We start from the raw sequence: 15,186 nt of genomic DNA, 5'->3' as shown, positions 1-15,186 counted from the left end.
TGTTTTTTTCAGTTCCTTTGCTGTTCGTGCGCTAACCGCAACGCTCCATACTAGTCTCGCGTGGCTGTCCCCGTGGGGTGGGCGGCAGAAAGCGATTAGGCCCGCTGAAAGAGGCGAACCGCATCCGAAGGATCGTAACCAAGAGAAGGACCTGAAGCGAGAGCGAAGGTTGCGGGAGGCCGCGGCGGGCCTAAAAGGCAATGCCGACCGCCCCAGGAAAGGCTGACAAAAACCGCAGCGGCCGACTGTCCAATAGGGTGCGCCGGGCCAGGGCGAGCCAAATGGCAGGGGCTGCCGGGGGACCCTAAGAAAAGCCTGGGTTCACGAGCACCCGGCGCGCGCCATCAGGCGGCCAGCTACTTGGAGGGCGGGTGTATCATGCCTGTTTGTCGGGCCGAACCAGATCCATGTGGCTGACGCCGAGGGCCAATGCCAGTTCATAGATCGTGATAATTGTCGGATTTCTTCGGCCTTTCTCCAAGCCGCTGATGTACTGCTGACTGAACCCGGAAATCTCCGCAAGCTGCTCCTGCGTCAGACGCTTCCTTTGCCTGATCCTCTGCACATTCCGTCCGACCAACTTGCGCATATCCATGCACGCAAGCCAGCGGATCAGGCGGCTTGAGTTTATCAACTATAATATGTAATCCACATTTAGCAGCCAGAGGGCTTCGCCGGTCCATTCTCCGGAGATAGAATTAGCGATGTTACAGCCCAAATCGAACACGCCGTTTGCCGACGAGGTCCCCTGGTCGGACCGCATTACAGCCTACGACAAGGACCACTTTACAACCTATATGAGGCTCCTGGACGCCTCAGCCGACAACGCCACTGAAGAGGAAATGGCCCATGTGATCCTCGGCATTGATCCGGCACGCGAACCGGAGCGCGCACGGAACGTCCTTCGCAGTCATCTCGACCGTGCAAACTGGGTGGTGACGAGCGGCTACAAGGATTTGTTCGCCAGTTGACGAAATGGGCGGTGCGGTCGCTTCGCTTCAAGCAACGAAGTTGCGTAACCCCCATGCATCGACGCATCACCACAGCGCGAATGCGCTCGAAGATGATCGCGAGGACTTCCAGTCGGCGCGGATGGCCCAGCGCTTCGCTGGCTCATCGTTTTGTCCTCCGCTCGCCAATGGCTGCTTCCCAGGAAGCGGTGCGGCGGCGAGTCATGACAGGAACGGGCCCGCCGTCTGAGCCGCACCGCATCCGAAGGACCGGATGGACAACCTACTGAAAGCTCACAGCTAGCTAAGGGTTGCGGGACGCCGCGGCGGGCCTAGAAGGATGCGGCGCCACCTGCTGGGAAAGGCACAACAGAGAGAATTGCGAGAGTCTAACGACGCGCTAGGAGGCGCAGCGGAATGGTCGAGACGCCCTGAGCCAAGAAAAGCGGGGATCGACCCACCGGCACCCGGCACGCGCGGTGATGGGCGCGGGCGCCCACTACGTCCGCAGGCTCAACAGAATCTCACACGGATCAGCGTCGAGGGCCGCAGTTACGTCGAGAAACTCAATGACATCGAGACGCCGCTCTCCACCCTCATATTTCGCCACGAAAGATTGCGGACGACCAAGCTTCTCAGCCACCTGCGCCTGCGTCAGTCCTTTGACCTTGCGCAGTGAGATCAACTGGGCCAGAAACCGCTGGTGGCGGGGAGATCGAAGAGATTTGGGCATTTAGGTGAACCGGTCAGGTAAAGACCGGCTCAGCGACTAATCCCCGTTTCGGATTATCCCATTTTGGGATATTCTGCCTTGGATCCAGCGATCAACATGCGAGGTTCGCGGCAGACATGAATCGATCAACGGCAACAGATAAGACTCAAAGCTCAACACTGCTCGACGAAGTCCCTTGGTCTGACCGTCTTACCGCCTACGACAGGGCGCACTTTACCACCTATATGAGGCTCCTGGACGCCTCAGCCGATGAGGCGCCCGAAGAGGAAATGGCCCAACTGATCCTCGGCATTGATACGGCACTTGAACCGGAGCGCGCCAGGAAGGCGCTTCGTAGTCATCTCGACCGTGCGAACTGGATGGTGACGAGCGGCTACAAGGAATTGTTCGCCAGCTGACAAATGCGCAGTGCTCGGTCATACAAGTAGGCAGTTCCTGTGGCAGCCAGTGGTCAGGCTGATCGGGACCTGCACCACAGACGCGCCGGCAAAATGGACCCGGTGGCGAGCACAATTCAGTTCCCAGGAAATCGGGTTTTGGCAATTCGTCCGAGCGTCTGACGTGATAGAAGGTTCCGCTCTGTCTGGATGGGTAATAGCCCGGAGCAGCACTCCATATCGTGCCGGCGCTCGACGCAGAATGGTCCACCTCTTCGCTTTCAAGCCGGATAACCGATAGCCATCGCCCTAAGTCAACGGTTAGAGATTACCGGCAGGCAGGTATGCAAGCGGGCCATCGTCGGAACCTATATAACCGCACGACTAGCTCGTCAGCGACGAAACACCCGCTCGAGCACCGATAGACTAAGATCACCGGCGCGGACTGGAAGAATACGGCTGCATCGCCCTGACCGAGCCGGCGGAACAGAAGATCTCGGCATCCAGTCAACGCTCGAGACAAAGCGCGCAATCGAATGGCCCGAGCACAAGCGGATCAAAAAGCTTCTCAGAGAATTGAGGATCCTTCGGACCCCAAAAGGGCTATAGCCTGATTTTGGGTTCGCACGCCTAACTTCTTCTTGGCATTGTCCAAATGAAAAGCGATCGTGCGTGGCTTAATGCCCAAGATGCGGCCGGTCACCCAGGCTGAATTACCCCGCGCTGCCCACCGCAGGCACTCATATTCGCGGGATGTCAGCGAAATCCCATCCACTGTTCGATCGCTCGGCAGTTTGCGGCGAACGCAACGATGAAAGCAGGCCGCCATCAGCTGAAGAGCTTGTTCGTACCGCTCAGCGACCCGAAGAAATACTGGACGAGGCTCATCGGCGGCAAAAGTAACCGCAGCGATGCGGCCGCGGAGATCGACAATTGGGATCGTCAAACCGCAGCAGATGCTGAATTGAGCCGCCTCATCGCATAGCTGCTGTTGAGCCGGCGACATTTTATCGCCTCCCAAATTCGATCCCCAGTGAAACGGGCAGCCGCCATTTCGAGCACGCAAGATCACAGGATCGAGTTTCTCATACTGATTTTCCAGATACTGTCTGGTCCAGCGGGGTGGATAGTTCGAAATTAGCCTCGGTTTGCCGGAAGGCCGTGCTGGCAAGGAGAGGTAGGCAAAGGAGATTAGGTCAAGTCGTCCGGCCGCCTCAGCCATGGCATCCCGGAAATCTGTCTCATCGATACTCTGTGACAGTCTTTCAAGGAATGTCTCGAAAACAAGTGGCATGTCCCTCGGCATCGTCGCGCTCGATTCTTCCTCTTTCTGAACGCCTTCCGGCTGCGTCGTGTATGTCCCAACAAACGCGATTGACTTCGCGGGCGTCGCTGGGCTGACCAGGCTCCAGAATGCTGCCACACTTTCGATCTTCGTCGGTCATCCCAATCATGCTGGGCTCACCCGATGGGCGTCTGGCAGACGCCTCGTGGTCTTTCAACAGCTCAATCAGAGAATCTCCATGCATTAAATCATGACCGCCCCTGCACCGTCCAAATCAGGAGAAATCATCCTGCGCTGACCAAAAGCCTTCATTGACCCAGCCTTTGCAGGAATTTGGGTCGGCACGAGCATAACAATTCGGATAGCCGCTCATCCCCCACCCGGGGCGCCGTGATCCGGAACGAAGTGTTGCGATGCCTTCTTTTCTTTGACAGGCAAATCGTCTCAACAATGTTAAAATGCCTTTTCCTTGTGAACGGGGATGGCGTATGAGTATCGTCCTTTTATATACCTGGTGTGATAAAATTCACCGCAATGATTATTCTGCTTTATGTGATGTGAAGGAAGATATCTTCGGCGTTGCCGCACTTTGGAACCGGCGACCGTGGCCCGCTGCAATGATGTAAAGGGCGCGTCTAAGCTCAATCTGCATCGGAACGTGCAGATGACCTTTACCAGACCCTCGATTCCGGACGGGCCATAATGATTCTGATTACGTGGGTCAAAAAGGGCGCCCTGCCGGCGGGGAGGTACACCCGCAGGGCGCGCCGCACAGAGGTCCTGGTCGTTGGGCAACAGGACAGCGGCGGCAGAACTGATTCGGTTCGTGACTGAAATAGTCCGGAGCATGCTCAAGATCAGATATCTGGAATTCAACAGTTTTGGGTCTGCTCGGCGCAGTAGCGCGCAGGGACATGCCTGCCTCCGGATTCACTCCTTCGCGATCGCAAAATCATACGGCACCCTCGGCCTTCAGCGCGCGATAGGTGGTATCGACCGACTTTACCGTCGCGTCGACAATGATGTCGATCTCTTTTCGGGTAATGATCAGGGGGGGTGCATAACCGAGGATGTCGCCATGCGGCATGGCCCGTCCGATGACACCATTCTCAAACAGAGCAGCTGCAGTGCGCACCCCGACCTGAAGGTCGGGTTCGAATGGTATCCTTTGTTTTGGGTCCCGCATCATCTCTACGGCCGACAGGATACCCACTCCGCGAACTTCACCAACGATGGGATGTCCCGCCAGCTCGGCCTTCATGCGGTCTTGCCAATACGGTCCAACATCGCGGACATGCTCCAAAATATTTTTTTCTTTAAGCAGTCGAATATTGGCGAGCGCGGCTGCGGCACAAAGCGTGTGCCCCGAATATGTCCAGCCGTGGCCGAGTGCGCCGTGCTTCTCAGTTCCTTGTTCCAAAACCGACCAGACGCGGTCGCCAATGATTGACCCGGAGATGGGGAGGTAGGCGGAACTCAAACCCTTTGCGATGGTCACGAAATCCGGACGCATGTTATACAGGTGGGAACCGAACTTCTCGCCGGTTCGCGCGAAGCCGCAGACCACTTCATCGGCGATTAGAAGGATATCGTATTTGTCGAGCACCGCTTGAATGGACGTCCAGTACCCTGTGGGGGGCGGCACAATACCTCCTGTCCCAAGTACCGGCTCTCCGATAAAAGCTGCAACCGTTTCCGGTCCTTCGGCCAGGATCAAGGCTTCAAGCTCATCGGCACAGCGCCGGGAGAACGCTTCCTCGCTCTCCTCGATACGCGCCTGGCGGTAATAGTGCGGCGTGGTTGTATGGCGCACCAAATCCAGAGGCAGGTCGAAGAAATTGTGAAAGAAGGGAAGGCCAGTTAGGCTACCCGTGACCAATCCAGACCCGTGATAGCCGCGATTTCGCGAGATGATCTTTTTCTTTTCGGGCCGGCCAAGAATGTTATTATAGTACCAGACCAGCTTGATGTTGGTTTCGTTAGCATCGGAACCGGAGAGGCCGAAATAGACCCTTCGCATGTTCTGACCGAAATACTCGACCACGGCCTCTGCCAACAGGGCGACCGGCTCCGTACCTTGGCTGGCGTAGACGTGCGCGAACGGCAATTCGTGTGCTTGCCTAGCAATGGCCTCGGCGATCTCCGTGCATCCATATCCCATGTTGACGCAGTAGAGCCCTCCGAAACCGTCGAGGCTCCTTCGGCCTTCGGTGTCCCAGATATAGACGCCTTCCGCACCGGCCATAATCCTATTTGGCGTTTCGCCTCGGCTGTGCTTGGCCAGATGCGTAGAAGGATGGAAGACGAAGCTTCTATCCTTCTCCCGGAGTTGCTCGGTTCCCAGATTGCTCAAGCGCATGTCCCTCTCCTCGCGATACAATGGCAGGGGCACTAGGCCGGCCAGCTCATTAGCAAGCAGTATACCGGAAACACCTCTCAAATTTCGCGGGAAAGCACGTTTTGGCCGATGAATTCGCGGAATCGGGATCAGATGCCGTGGAAATCAGGCTTGGGAGCGTACTTTTGCCCAACGAGCGGACACCAGGTATCAAGCGACATCCGGAAGTGACCCCTCGGCGACACTTAAAACTGCCCCCCCTTGGTTGATGGAGTGTGGCTCGGTCCCGGAGTCCACAGGAGGGGCCCGCGCGTAGCGGAGCGCCTCCACGCGGCTGGCGGAGCGGAGCGCGGGAGGTACCTGTGGACCCGCGGGTGCCGGCACGCCGGGGCGCAAATCTGTCGGTTATCGTGCGTCATGAGCCTTCTCCAGGTTGAGGTTGGCTGAGTTGAAGATACCGGCACGGCGCTTCTCGCGCAGGCGGTAGCTGTCGCCGCGGATGGTGATGACATGGCTGTGATGGAGCAACCGGTCGAGGATGGCTGTGGCCACGACCGGATCGCCGAACACCTCGCCCCATTCGCCGACGGACCGGTTCGAGGTGATGAGCAGACTGCCGCGCTCGTAACGTCTGGAGACGAGCTGGAAGAACAGGTGCGCCGCGTTGGGGTCGAACGGCAAATACCCGAGTTCGTCGACGATCAGCAGCTTGGGCTTTGCATAGAACGCCAGGCGCTCTTCGAAGCGGCCCTCCTGATGCGCCTTGGCGAGGGCGGCAACCAAGGCCTGGGCGGCGACGAACAGCACCGAGTATCCTTCGCGGATGGCTTCGCGGCCGAGCGCAATGGCCAGATGCGTCTTGCCCACACCGTGGGCCGAGCAGCAGCAGCGTGTCGCCGTGCGCGATCCAGCGACAGACCGCCAGATCACGAATCTGCCCGGGATCGAGCGAGGGCTGGGCTGAGAAGTCGAAGCCGCTAAGATCGCGCACGATGGGAAAGTGGGCGATCTTGCTGGCCATCTCGATCCGGCGCTCCTCCTTGCGGGCGACCTCGCGCTCGCAAAGGAAGGCCACGGCTTCCCGCACGGTGAGTTCCGCCGCGCCACTTCGTCCAGAAGATTGTCGAGCTGGTCACGGATCGCCGTTAGCTTGAGCCGTGTCAGCATCTCGATCAGCACATCGTGGTCGACCATCACCAGCCTCCCCCGACCAGAAGTTCATATTCCCGCAGCGGACGCAAAAGCGCCGGATCCGGCGGACCGGGCGGCAGTGCGGCCGGCTACGCCAGCGCCGGAACCTTGGAGATCCCGGCGAAGTGCGCCGGTTCGATCAGCCTCTGCCGGCGCCCGGCGCTCTCAGGATGGACGGCAACCTCCTTTCCCTCGTGCTGAATGCTGATGCGACCGCCACAGACGACCACCCGGACCAGCTCGCCGAGCAGGTGCCAGGGCACACTGTAGGCATTCGTGTCGAGCTCGATGCAGCAATCGGACTGAACCCGCCGGGTCAGATCGCGGACCTGCCGGAATGGTGCACGCCCATCCAGCGGCCGCAGCGCCCTGGCTTCCGTGCGTCGGAACCGCTCGATCGGCTGTTCACCGGTCGTGCCGTGCGCCCGCAGGTCGGCTATCTCGCGCATCCACCAGGCCAGATGCGCTTCCAGCGCCGCCCAACTGGCGAAGACATGGCCGGCAATTGCGTTGCGCTTCACATAGCCGACGCCCCGCTCGTCCTTGCCCCTGGTGCGAGCCCGGCAAGGTGCGCAGGCCCGCGGCCTGAAGCCCCAGTAGCGGGCAAAGGCCAGCAGCCGATCATTGAAGCGAACTTCCCGGGTGACAGCATCATGGTGCTCCACCAGCGCCCGCGGGTTGTCGAGCAGCACCTCCTGCGGCACGCCGCCGAAGTGATCAAAGGCGCCTTCGATTCCGTCCAACCAGGCCGACTGGCGCTCGTGCCGAAACGCCCGGACATAAGGACATAACACCGCCGCGAATACCCGAGCGTCGCCACAAACAGATGCGTTCGCACCGGCTCCCCGCCGAGCGTGATCCGTGTCTCGCCAAAATCGATCTGCAGCTGCCGCCCAGGTGGCGTCTCAAACCGCACCGTGGCACGGGCCTCAGCTCGCAGCGCCTGACGCAACGGCGCTACCGCGCGTTCTACCGTGCGCAAGCTCACCTGCAGACCATGTTCACGCGCCAGCTCCTGGCGAACAACGTCGGCATTGCCCCGATGCTGCCGGAACCGTTCCGCCAACCAGTCCTCAAGCCCCTCCAGCGCCCTGGCCCGGCGCGGCTTGCGGTAACCTGCCCAGCCCCCGGCCTCAATGTAACGCCGCACCGTATTGCGGCTGCGACCCAACTCCGCCGCAATGCGCTTCGTCCCCCAGCCCAGTCTCCGCAAACCCAACATTGCCGAGACTTCTTCCGGTGTCCGCATCTCCTCTCCCCGCAGTGCTTCAAACTGCAGAGAGCTTCCTTGCAATCCTGAATTCGTCATGACCATTCCCTGCTTTACCGACAGGGGTCAGTTTTCCATGTCGTCAGGGGGGCAGTTTTCCATGTCGCCCGACAACCAGGCCGTCCTCCTGACACAAGGTAACCACAGAACCTGCTCGAGATAGGTGAGGAATGCGTCACCGTAATCACAACGAGACTTTTGCATCTACTGCCATGCGTAAGCGGCCACTCGCCCGGAAGTCCGGGCTCAATCGACCGCTCGGTCTATGCCGCTCCAACCATCTCGCCCAGCGTGATGTTTTATGCTGCACGCATTACCGAAGCCCGACGATGCAGCCTTAGCGCATAGAAAGTTGGGCTGACGCGGCGTCTACGCGCGGATATTCGCCCTGCGAACAACGAATGGGAAGTCTAACGTGTTGCCGTACTCACATGCGTCAGCCGGAGCCCACAAGAGCACCATCCAAGACTCGCTCTTGCCATCATCCCCTAATCAAAGTGGATTGCATCCCATCACCCGCACTGGCCCTCGTCACAACGCGTCGTCGGCTTCAGGTCCTGCTCTAGAGTTTTCTTGCATATACGTCTGGTCGGGCTCGGCAAGGCTCGACACCGGTGTCTTCACACCAGTAGACTCTTCCGTCGCTGAGCCAGAAATGGCTTAGGCATCCCTTGGTTCTCCAAACAGAGGGATGCAACGTTGGCCGGCCCTCCAGGCTCACCTCAATGCGCCACCTGGGGTCATGTGGCGCGTGCGTTGGCAACGAAACCACATCGCCACACCCACAGGGACACCTAAAGAGTGCCCAGTATGGTCGGCCCTTGTGCACGACGCTGATGAACTGTCCCGGCCGAACCGTGTCATTCGAAGGGCTCTTTTCTACCACATCAGTGCGAGCAAAAAATATGTCCGCGGGTGGTGCCTTAGAAGGATTTCGGTCCGCCGATGTTTTTGGACTGCGTCGACCGAGAATGACTTCCTCTAGCCACCGCAGGAGTCTTAGCAGCCAGAACCACATGCGAATCAACACAGCTTGCCTAGTGACGGCATGCTGAGCCGATAGCCATTCTCTGGCGCGAGCAATAAACCATGTGGACCGCAGCAAAAACAATCAGCGTTGTCCTTTGGCATATTGCTGTAAATCACCATGTGCACGAAGTCGTACCATATATTGTCGCGGCGAATGTCGCTCGGAAGCCGCCGAAAGGGGCGCACCAGATCAAATAATGTCGCTACTGCCACGTCGGCAGTCGCACTGGTGAAGGGACCTACTCCGGGCGCCCGCTCCCCGCCCCCGACCAGATAATACTCTTCCCGGAGCGTCTCTGGATCCAACTCCGCCAGCTTCGGGCGCGCCTTCAGTGCACTCTCGTAGCTGAGCTTTTCCTCGGTGACGACGCCTTGGCATCTTAGGCACCCACCAGATTCGGGAAGAACTGTGCTAACCCGGCCTCTATGATCACGTAGGTACGGCTGACGGTCCTGGTCGAGACCAATCTTGCCGGTGAGCCCGCAGTCGATAAGCCCTTGGCAGTAATAGTACACTGCTTGATTGAGAACTTCCCTTCCAGCGACATCGTCAGTACAGCCGAACACCAGGTCGGCGCTGGAAATCGCATCGACCGCTTCTGGAGACTCGTTCACATACGCCTCAATGGCAACGACAGTCCCCATCAGGCCCAGATCTCGAATGTATCGGGCTAATGTGGCAGCTTTGCTCTCGCCTACATCGCAACGGCGATATCCGCGGACGCGGTTGAGATTGCTATCTTCGAGCAAATCGCCATCGACAATGATGAGTTCGCCTACACCCGCGCGAGCGACGAGTGTGGCGACTGAAGACCCTGTTCCGCCTCCTCCGACGATTGCTACGCGCAACGATCTGAGCTTCTCGTTGAATGGTTCGCCAAAGGCAGCTTCTTGGCGCCTTAGCACTTCCGATGGTGCAGCATCGACCCTGTTGCTGATGTGAACTGCCAGCTCCGTCCCGAGCACACAGACATGCCGGACGTCAGTCGCGCGGTTAGGGGCCGCACCCGGCCGAACTCTCGCACGCCAATGTCCATCGGCCAAAATCATAGCAACAAGTGATACCTCAGGGCCATTGCAGCCAGCGTATCCCCTCAGAATGCTTTGTTCGTTCTGATCATCCTTCGTCGAGAAATCCAGAACGCCCCTTGGGTGACTATGGGCAAACCCCAACTCGAGCCGCTCCTGCTCGCAACGAAAGTAGATATCCTGGAACTTGCGGAGATTAATGCGCAAGTGCACCGGGGAGCTGTCCAGCACCCAGTCGCCATCCATCTCAATCACGTCAACAGCCACAAAACGCGCTGACGGCGGCAGACCCAGTACAGCTCTCTCAATTTTGCGGAAGAGGACGAGCGCGCCGCGCTCGTCGCTGTCAGGGTGCCCGGTCAACCAGCTCTTGAGCCTATCATCGAGAGAACCGACAATCGAAATGCGATGTCCGTTCATGAGCGCCTCGCGTCAGGGTACTTAAACGCCCACGAGATCCGGTCCATGATAGTCTGGACGTCGTCGACCTTTGGCTTCCAGGGATTTTTATACCAGTGTCTGGACCACCGGCAAAACACTGTCCCCTTGTGCATACGCGAATCCTCATTGGGACCAGGCCCGCCAGTATTTGGTATTGGCTTGCCGTCAGCCCGATGGAGGCGTGGGTGAACCCAGAACATGTCGCCACCCGAGCTATTGTAATTCTCCGGAATAACATACAAGACATCGACCACGTCTGCTGGTTTACCACCCCCCTGATAAATTCCTTCCGGCAGCGGAAAGCTTTTGAATATAAGAAAACGGGTGCTCTCTTCTTCTTCAAAATTGACGCCGGCTTTGTGGAGTGTCTCGTAATCGGAATCGAACAACAGAGACATTATTCATTTCCGGCTTCGGAACTTGCATCTTGGGCGTAGAACTTTTCGATCCCCGGTGGCAACAAATCGATTGGGTCATCGCGCCCAACCAACTGGCCGGGCTGGCCCGGCCGTTTCACATAAAGGTCCATGCTATCTGGTATGCCAGGACCTACGCCTCGCACCTCGAGGCCGGTTATGAACCGGTTGTCCCATTCATAGTTGTCGTTTTCGATTTTGAACTTGAACTTCTCTTTCGCAGCCATAAGCTTCGATCCTTCTCTCGCAGTTGCGTGGTTTCAAGATATCCCCCTTCTCCCGTTGATTGAGAGGACGCTCGACCGGCCGCCTCTTATAGGGGAAGCGTTCCTTTGGGTTTCACGGGAATGCGCGTGTTTCGCCGCGGAATTCGCGGAATGGAGATTCAATCCCGTGGAAATCAAGGCTTGGGAGTTTACCGTTGCCTTAATGCAGATAGGGGGATCGGCGCGTTGGCTTTCACAGGTTTGGTCACCACAAGACTGTAGTATTGATCGATCCCCAAGCCTGCCCGCAGCAACCCCTCCATGAAATCCTGATAAGCAGCCATGGAAAGTGATGCGACGCGCATCAGATAATCGATCCTTCCCCCGATTGCCCAGCAATCCAAGATTTCCGGAAATTCTTGGATCGCAACCTCGAAGTGTCTTTGGTCCTCGAGGCGATGACGGTCCAGCACGACCTCCACCATTACAAAGATCATGCCACCAATGAGGGCTGGACTCAGCCGAGCGTAGAATCCCTCAATAATCCCTGCAGCTTCGAGTGCACGGAGCCGATCCGAGCAGGCCGAGGCCGATAGATGAACGCGCTTCGCAAGCTCGGTTTTTGAAATCCTACCGTCCGACTGAATTGCTGAAAGAATCCGGATATCCCAGGCGTCCAGGCGCACAGGATTGGGTTTTGCCTTCATGACCTTCTGCTCTCAAGCCGTTTTCGAAATGGAAGCGATCCTGCCAACCGAGCTGGCCGGGAAGGCTCAAATGCCAATGTTTCGTGCGATGCTGTCCGCCGCCATGCGCTTACGCCATTCAAGAGGTCCGGAATTGTGAATGGAGTTTCCCTCAACATCGACAGCCATGATGACAGGCATGTCCTGCACCTCGAACTCATAGATGGCTTCCATGCCCAGGTCTTCAAAGGCAACGATCCGCGCCGCCTTGATCGATTTTGAAATCAGGTACGCGGCGCCACCCACTGCAGCAAGATAGGGCGTTTTGTGTCTTACAATTGACTCGATGGCCGCCGGTCCCCTTTCCGCTTTGCCGACCATCGCGAAAAGGCCGGTTTCGGCGAGCACCTTGTCCGTAAAATCGTCCAAGCGGCTGGAGGTTGTTGGACCGGCGGGTCCAACGGCCTCATTCCTCACTGCCCGGACGGGGCCGACGTAGTAGATCACGCGTCCCCGCAGGTTGACCGGAAGCGGCTTGCCGGCATCGAGCAGCTCGATCATTCGTTGGTGGGCAGCGTCACGGCCCGTCAGTATCTTTCCAGACAGCAGGAGCGTTTCACCGCAGCGCCACGATGCCGTCTCTTCCTTCGTCAGCGTATCTAAATTGACCCGCCGGACGCCGGCTGGGTTCAATTCGTCGGCTCCGATGTCGGGCCATTCGCGCAAATCGGGCGGCTGGAGGCTGATGGGTCCAGAGCCGTCTAAAGTAAACTTCAGGTGCCGGTTGGCGGCGCATTGCGGGATGAGCGCCACAGGCTTGGACGCCGCATGAGTAGGATAGGTCGCAACCTTGACGTCAACGACTGTCGTTAGACCACCAAGGCCTTGGGCGCCGATACCAAGCGCGTTGATCCGCTCATAAAGCTCAATCCGCAGCCCCTCCTCTGCGCTTGACGCCCCCATTGCGATCAGTTCCGCCATATCGATGGGCTCGTTCATGGCCTCCTTGGCCAGCAGCATCGCCTTTTCAGCGCTACCACCGATGCCGACAGAGATCAGTCCAGGTGGACACCACCCGCTGCCAAGGGTCGAAACGGTATTGACCACCCAGTCGGAAACGGAGGCGCTGGGATTGAGGGTGGTAAAACGTGCCTTGTTCTCCGACCCGCCGCCTTTCGCGGCGATGGTGATCTCAATCTGGTTACCTTGCACCAAGTCGACATGGACAACTGCCGGCGTGTTGTCGCGGGTGTTGACCCGTCTAGCGAGGGGATCCGCAACGATCGATGCCCGAAGGGGATTGTCCGGATCGAGATAGGCTTGACGTACGCCCTCATTCACAAGATCAGCGAAACTGGCCGTTGACTTAATGCGGGCATCCATGCCGACCTTTGCGAAGACAACCACAAGTCCGGTGTCCTGACAAATCGGGCGCCGCCCAAAGGCCGCCATGCGGGAGTTCAGCAGAATCTGACCTATGGCATTCTTCGCCGACGGGCTCTGTTCTCGCGTGTATGCGTGAGAAAGAGACCGGATATAATCTGGAGGATGATAGTACGAGATGTACTGAAGGGCGTCGGCGACGCTCCTTGTGATGTCGCTACCGGCGATGGTCCGTGTTCTGTTTCCCACCGGATTTTATCCAAATGAACCGAGGCCATTGACCATTTTCAGAATCTGGAAGCTTCGCACCCCCGGCTCGCCGCCTTCATATCCATAGCCGCTTTGCTTGACTCCTCCATAAGGGGCATCAGCGGAAACCCCTTTCAGGTAATTCACACTAACAGCGCCCGCAGAAAGACCGCTCACAAGCCTCTGTTGCGTATCGGCCGCGCCAGTAAACAAGTAGGCGGCCAGACCGTACTCCGTGGCGTTGGCTTCATCGATCGCCTCTTCGATCGTATCGAAAGGAGCCACAGTGAGGATCGGTCCGAACGGCTCTTCATGAAGCACTCTCGCTTCCTTCGGTACGCCCGTCAGGATGGTTGGCGGCCAGTAAAACCCCGGTCGGTCAAGGGGGACGCCACCGGTCTCGATGCGGGCGCCGCCTTCTACCGCATCCTTGGTCAGGCGCTGCATGGCCTCTATTCGCCGCGCGTTTGCCATTGGCCCCATTTGCGTTGCAGGGTCATCCGGTGGACCGATCCTGATTTTTCGGACCGCCTCCGTCATCCGGAACAGGAATTCCTCATAGCGGGATCGGGCGACAAAAATCCTGCTGGGCGCATTACAACTCTGGCCCGCGCACTCGAATTTGTATTCCGAAATAGCCGGTATCGCCTTTGCCAGATCCGCATCTTCGCACACAATGACCGGGGAATGTCCCCCGAGTTCAAAAATGCAGCGCTGCAAATTCTTCGCGGCGAGCGTGGCCAGCTGTTTTCCAACAGCGGTCGACCCCGTGAACGTCAAGACTTTCACAACTGGCGAACTGAGCAGATGTCGCGATATATGCACAGGAACACCGAAGACCAGGTTGACCACGCCTTCCGGTATCCCTGCTTGACGCAAAGATTCCACGATATGGACAGCCACGCTTGGCGTCTCCTCGGCCCCTTTGAGGATCACCGGGCAGCCTGCCGCCAGCGCGGGGGCGAGCTTGCGGGCGATAAGAACGGCCGGATAGTTCCATGGCGTAAATGCAGCGACGACACCGAGCGGCTCCGGGGCTATCATCCTGTTCGAGCCCAATGGAATCGGGGCCGACAACTCATCGGCATGCCGGCCATTCCATTCCAGCGTTTCGACTGCGCGCGCGTATTCTCCTGTCGCTTCGGCAATCGTCTTTCCCTGTTCGGACGACAGGTCCCTGGCTGCGGCGCCAGCTTTCTCTGCCAGAATGCTGGCGGCAGAGACGAGGATCTCGCCACGCTCCTTGGCGGGTCGTGAGGACCATGCCTTACGGCTGCGTTCTGCCGAAGCAAGAGCTTCATCCAAGTCTGAAACCGTAGCCGAGGCCACTGAGGCAAATACCTTCTCCGTCGCCGGGTTGATCACCGGCAAAGTGGCTCGGCTACCACCGGCTCGCCATTTGCCGTTAATGAAGAGCTCGTAACTCTTGGCGTCGGACATCGCGGGCTCCACTTGACTGAATTCTTGCCATACGAGCGCAGTTTCGATATCGAAACTGCTGAACTCGCTTGAGCCAGTTTCATCGCGATGGTCGCGGCGGGTCAAATATCGAATATTGCCGAAATCCATCTGGAATCCAGATCGGGCTGGTCCTGATGGCCGC

The 15,186-nt window shown here is 58.3% G+C and carries 13 protein-coding genes and 2 pseudogenes; 2 read left to right on the top strand and 13 right to left on the bottom strand.

The features are described 5' to 3' along the window. Positions 1–376: 376 nt before the first annotated feature. Positions 377–595, bottom strand: coding sequence for a helix-turn-helix transcriptional regulator (locus tag EOA79_RS03955; protein ID WP_029354714.1), 219 nt, complete (start codon positions 593–595; stop codon positions 377–379). A gap of 109 nt (positions 596–704) precedes the next feature. Between EOA79_RS03955 and EOA79_RS03950 the strand changes: the two genes are divergently transcribed. Beyond that, positions 705–971 carry a DUF2285 domain-containing protein gene (locus EOA79_RS03950; RefSeq protein WP_029354712.1) on the top strand — a complete coding sequence of 89 codons (267 nt, stop codon included), beginning with the start codon at positions 705–707 and terminating at the stop codon, positions 969–971. Between the two features lie 478 nt (positions 972–1,449). On the opposite strand, the gene EOA79_RS03945 is transcribed toward EOA79_RS03950, so the two are convergent. Continuing rightward, positions 1,450–1,683, bottom strand: a complete 234-nt coding sequence (locus tag EOA79_RS03945) for a helix-turn-helix transcriptional regulator (protein WP_127215245.1) — start codon at positions 1,681–1,683, stop codon at positions 1,450–1,452. Positions 1,684–1,799: 116 nt separating this feature from the next. Here EOA79_RS03945 and EOA79_RS03940 point away from each other — a divergent pair, with 116 nt between their 5' ends. Then, a complete protein-coding gene (locus EOA79_RS03940) occupies positions 1,800–2,081 on the top strand; it encodes a DUF2285 domain-containing protein (protein ID WP_127215246.1) in 282 nt (93 codons plus the stop codon). Positions 2,082–2,628: 547 nt separating this feature from the next. Here the strand turns inward: EOA79_RS03940 and EOA79_RS03935 are convergent. The 11 genes and pseudogenes from EOA79_RS03935 to EOA79_RS03890 all read right to left on the bottom strand — a co-directional run bounded on the left by EOA79_RS03935 (position 2,629) and on the right by EOA79_RS03890 (position 15,023). Continuing rightward, on the bottom strand, positions 2,629–3,366 hold the full coding sequence (locus EOA79_RS03935) for a LuxR family transcriptional regulator (protein ID WP_127215252.1): 738 nt from the start codon (positions 3,364–3,366) through the stop codon (positions 2,629–2,631). Positions 3,367–4,297: 931 nt separating this feature from the next. Further along, complete coding sequence (locus EOA79_RS03930) at positions 4,298–5,704, bottom strand: aminotransferase (RefSeq protein WP_127215247.1); 1,407 nt, start codon at positions 5,702–5,704, stop codon at positions 4,298–4,300. Between the two features lie 384 nt (positions 5,705–6,088). Next, positions 6,089–6,883: pseudogene (istB, locus tag EOA79_RS03925) on the bottom strand (IS21-like element helper ATPase IstB). Further along, positions 6,877–8,183 (bottom strand): annotated as a pseudogene (gene istA, locus EOA79_RS03920) (IS21 family transposase). Before istA ends, istB begins: the two co-directional pseudogenes overlap by 7 nt. A 523-nt stretch (positions 8,184–8,706) precedes the next feature. Then, positions 8,707–9,162 carry a DUF6527 family protein gene (locus EOA79_RS33420; RefSeq protein ID WP_245457015.1) on the bottom strand — a complete coding sequence of 152 codons (456 nt, stop codon included), beginning with the start codon at positions 9,160–9,162 and terminating at the stop codon, positions 8,707–8,709. Positions 9,163–9,167: 5 nt separating this feature from the next. Then, entirely contained in the window at positions 9,168–10,622 is a 1,455-nt protein-coding gene (locus EOA79_RS03915) for a ThiF family adenylyltransferase (RefSeq protein WP_127215248.1), read from the bottom strand. Next, the gene (locus EOA79_RS03910) at positions 10,619–11,041 is read right to left on the bottom strand and encodes an E2/UBC family protein (RefSeq protein ID WP_127215249.1); all 423 of its coding nucleotides are present in this window, start codon (positions 11,039–11,041) and stop codon (positions 10,619–10,621) included. Before EOA79_RS03910 ends, EOA79_RS03915 begins: the two co-directional genes overlap by 4 nt. Further along, positions 11,041–11,286 carry a multiubiquitin domain-containing protein gene (locus EOA79_RS03905; protein ID WP_127215250.1) on the bottom strand — a complete coding sequence of 82 codons (246 nt, stop codon included), beginning with the start codon at positions 11,284–11,286 and terminating at the stop codon, positions 11,041–11,043. Before EOA79_RS03905 ends, EOA79_RS03910 begins: the two co-directional genes overlap by 1 nt. A 188-nt stretch (positions 11,287–11,474) precedes the next feature. Beyond that, on the bottom strand, positions 11,475–11,972 hold the full coding sequence (locus EOA79_RS03900; protein ID WP_127215251.1) for an Lrp/AsnC family transcriptional regulator: 498 nt from the start codon (positions 11,970–11,972) through the stop codon (positions 11,475–11,477). A gap of 66 nt (positions 11,973–12,038) precedes the next feature. Then, positions 12,039–13,583, bottom strand: a complete 1,545-nt coding sequence (locus EOA79_RS03895) for a fumarate hydratase (protein ID WP_128292873.1) — start codon at positions 13,581–13,583, stop codon at positions 12,039–12,041. A gap of 6 nt (positions 13,584–13,589) precedes the next feature. Further along, entirely contained in the window at positions 13,590–15,023 is a 1,434-nt protein-coding gene (locus EOA79_RS03890; protein ID WP_127217280.1) for an NAD-dependent succinate-semialdehyde dehydrogenase, read from the bottom strand. Positions 15,024–15,186: the final 163 nt, after the last annotated feature.

Source organism: Mesorhizobium sp. M1A.F.Ca.IN.020.03.2.1, from assembly GCF_004023205.1.
GTDB lineage: Bacteria > Pseudomonadota > Alphaproteobacteria > Rhizobiales > Rhizobiaceae > Mesorhizobium.
This window is presented reverse-complemented; position numbering and strand designations above follow the sequence as displayed.

What these genes read in the sequence shown, in the direction of transcription:
- EOA79_RS03955 (WP_029354714.1), bottom strand. Translation starts at nt 595, where the DNA reads ATGGATATGCGCAAGTTGGTCGGACGGAATGTGCAGAGGATCAGGCAA.
- EOA79_RS03950 (WP_029354712.1), top strand. Translation starts at nt 705, where the DNA reads ATGTTACAGCCCAAATCGAACACGCCGTTTGCCGACGAGGTCCCCTGG.
- EOA79_RS03945 (WP_127215245.1), bottom strand. Translation starts at nt 1,683, where the DNA reads ATGCCCAAATCTCTTCGATCTCCCCGCCACCAGCGGTTTCTGGCCCAG.
- EOA79_RS03940 (WP_127215246.1), top strand. Translation starts at nt 1,800, where the DNA reads ATGAATCGATCAACGGCAACAGATAAGACTCAAAGCTCAACACTGCTC.
- EOA79_RS03935 (WP_127215252.1), bottom strand. Translation starts at nt 3,366, where the DNA reads ATGCCGAGGGACATGCCACTTGTTTTCGAGACATTCCTTGAAAGACTG.
- EOA79_RS03930 (WP_127215247.1), bottom strand. Translation starts at nt 5,704, where the DNA reads ATGCGCTTGAGCAATCTGGGAACCGAGCAACTCCGGGAGAAGGATAGA.
- EOA79_RS33420 (WP_245457015.1), bottom strand. Translation starts at nt 9,162, where the DNA reads ATGTGGTTCTGGCTGCTAAGACTCCTGCGGTGGCTAGAGGAAGTCATT.
- EOA79_RS03915 (WP_127215248.1), bottom strand. Translation starts at nt 10,622, where the DNA reads ATGAACGGACATCGCATTTCGATTGTCGGTTCTCTCGATGATAGGCTC.
- EOA79_RS03910 (WP_127215249.1), bottom strand. Translation starts at nt 11,041, where the DNA reads ATGTCTCTGTTGTTCGATTCCGATTACGAGACACTCCACAAAGCCGGC.
- EOA79_RS03905 (WP_127215250.1), bottom strand. Translation starts at nt 11,286, where the DNA reads ATGGCTGCGAAAGAGAAGTTCAAGTTCAAAATCGAAAACGACAACTAT.
- EOA79_RS03900 (WP_127215251.1), bottom strand. Translation starts at nt 11,972, where the DNA reads ATGAAGGCAAAACCCAATCCTGTGCGCCTGGACGCCTGGGATATCCGG.
- EOA79_RS03890 (WP_127217280.1), bottom strand. Translation starts at nt 15,023, where the DNA reads ATGTCCGACGCCAAGAGTTACGAGCTCTTCATTAACGGCAAATGGCGA.